Raw genomic sequence first — 2,072 nt, 5'->3', positions numbered from 1 at the left:
CCCACCCGCGCGGCCAGTTCGGCATAGGTGACGGTGGCGCCGCAGGGTATGGCGCACAGGGCCTGCCATACCTGCCGCTGGAATGTCGTACCTGCGGGCATGGTGTTCAGGAATTCGGCTACCGTTTCATCCGGTAGTGTCCATGGATGGTCGATATAACTGATGACCGTGGCGAGGCAGGCGGCCATGTCGCCTTCATCCCGCGCGGGGCGGGCGGCGGGAAAGCGCGCCTGCAACGCCTGCCGCAAGGTGGCGGGATCGTCGCCAAGGGTGATGGCGGCAAGCCCGGCGTCGCTCATGGCCACCAGCACGCAGCCCAGGCTGGATGTGCCGGTGGCAAAGCGGATCGTGGCGGGATCCGGGCCGTTCGGGCGGTGTGGCGATGGTGTCATGCCCAAGGTCTCCCCCATGCGCCATGCCGCCCGCGGGCTGTCCGCCGCTAGCGCAGGATGCCGGTATGCCCGATGGAATAGCGCCCCGGCTGGGGCCATACGGTCAGACCATGCGGTTCCTGCCCCACGGCAATCTTGCGGGTGGCGCCGGTTGTGGTGTCGATGGCGTAGACCACATCATCAAAACGACCGGAAAGCCACAGGGTTTTTCCGTCAGCGCTCACATTACCCATATCGGGGCTGCCACCGCCGGGAATGCGCCACTGGGTCACCACCTTATCGGTCGCGAAATCGATCACGCTGACCCCACCCGCCTTGCTGTGGGGGCGGCCGTGGATTTTGTGCGAACCACGGTTGGCCACATACAGCTTCGTGCCGTCACGGCTGGGGTACAGGCCATGCGCGCCGGTGCCGGTATGGATGAATCCCGTCTCACGGAAGGTGTCGCCATCAATGATGAACACGCCATCGGCATGCATGTCGGCCACGTAGAATTTATGCCCGTCCGGCGCGGTCAGCACATCCTGTGGCATGCCGCCGCCCGATAGCCGGAGATAGCCCAGCACCTTGCGGTTGACGGTATCGACCTTGGCCAGATAGCCATCGAATTCACAGGTGAAGATGGCGTAGCGCCCGTCGATGGAGAAATCGGCATGGTTCACGCCACGGCATCGCGGCACCGAAACCGACCCCTGAAGCGCCATGGTGTGCGGATCACGGAAGTCCAGCCGTTCCCGCGCCTCGGCCACGGTAATGGCCGATTTGCCATCGGGGGTGAAATACATGTTGTACGGGTCGTCCACCGCCACTTCGGGCAACGGCTTTGTCGTGCGCGGGTCGATGGGGGTCAGGCTGCCCTGTGTCGTCCCCTCGGCATTGTTGGTGACCCACAGCGTGCGCAGATCCCACGACGGCACGACATGCTGCGGGCTTTCCCCCACCTTGAAGCGCGCGACGACCTTATAGGTCTGCGGGTCAATCACATATACGTTATTCGAGCGTAGATTGGGCACGTAAACGCGCGCGGGATCCTGCGCCACCTCCGGGTTCAGGTGGCCTGCAACCGTCTCGGTATAGATGTTGTGCGGGTCCACGACGGGCGGCATTCCAGGGATGGTGTCCACGCCCTGCGCAAGGGCGCACCCGCCTGACAGCAGCAGCGCGCCCAGTCCCAGAACCGGCAGTTTTTTCTTTTGTGTCATAATGTGATCCTGTTCCTCGCGGCCCCTATAGCACGCTGTACGGGCGGTGCAATCAGTCTGGATTCTGTCCTGTTGTGTCGTGTTGCATGGCCGCAACTGCGGCGCTGACCTGCATGTCCGCGCCCACTTCGCCCAATGCCGCTTCGGCCCGCCTGGGGTCGCCGCCATACACGCCCTGCGCCGGTGTGGGCAGCGGGGCCAGACGTAGCGCCTGCGTGCGCACAAGCGCCGGATCCACCGCCAGCATGAGCGATGTATCGGACAGGTCGGCATGCTGGCCCACCTCCGCCGCGTGGCCGTGCTGGCGCAGCCAGGTGGCGAAGGTGGTGGCGATCACATCGTAATAGGCGGGAATGTACAGCACATGCCCGCCGCGCCCGTGCCAGCGCCAGTTGAGCGTATCGGCCACGGCGCGCAGGTCGCGCTGGTAGCCGCCATGGTCCCCGATCAGTACCACGCGGCTGAACGCCCTGCACGC

General features: G+C 64.9%; 3 protein-coding genes. All 3 read right to left on the bottom strand.

Features of this window, described 5'->3' with window-relative positions:
- A partial coding sequence (locus JCM25156_RS14675; protein WP_025813660.1) for an MGMT family protein occupies positions 1-410 on the bottom strand: 410 nt, incomplete at its 3' end.
- A 29-nt stretch (positions 411-439) separates the two neighbouring features.
- A complete protein-coding gene (locus tag JCM25156_RS14670) occupies positions 440-1,594 on the bottom strand; it encodes a YVTN family beta-propeller repeat protein (protein WP_025813658.1) in 1,155 nt (384 codons plus the stop codon).
- 52 nt (positions 1,595-1,646) lie between these two features.
- Positions 1,647-2,072 (bottom strand): creatininase family protein (locus tag JCM25156_RS14665; protein WP_025813657.1); only part of this gene is annotated, 426 nt, incomplete at its 5' end.

Source organism: Komagataeibacter kakiaceti JCM 25156, assembly GCF_000613305.1.
The sequence above is the reverse complement of the archived record's forward strand: the minus strand, read 5'-3'. Positions and strand labels throughout refer to the sequence as shown.

What these genes read in the sequence shown, in the direction of transcription:
- JCM25156_RS14670 (WP_025813658.1), bottom strand. Translation starts at nt 1,594, where the DNA reads ATGACACAAAAGAAAAAACTGCCGGTTCTGGGACTGGGCGCGCTGCTG.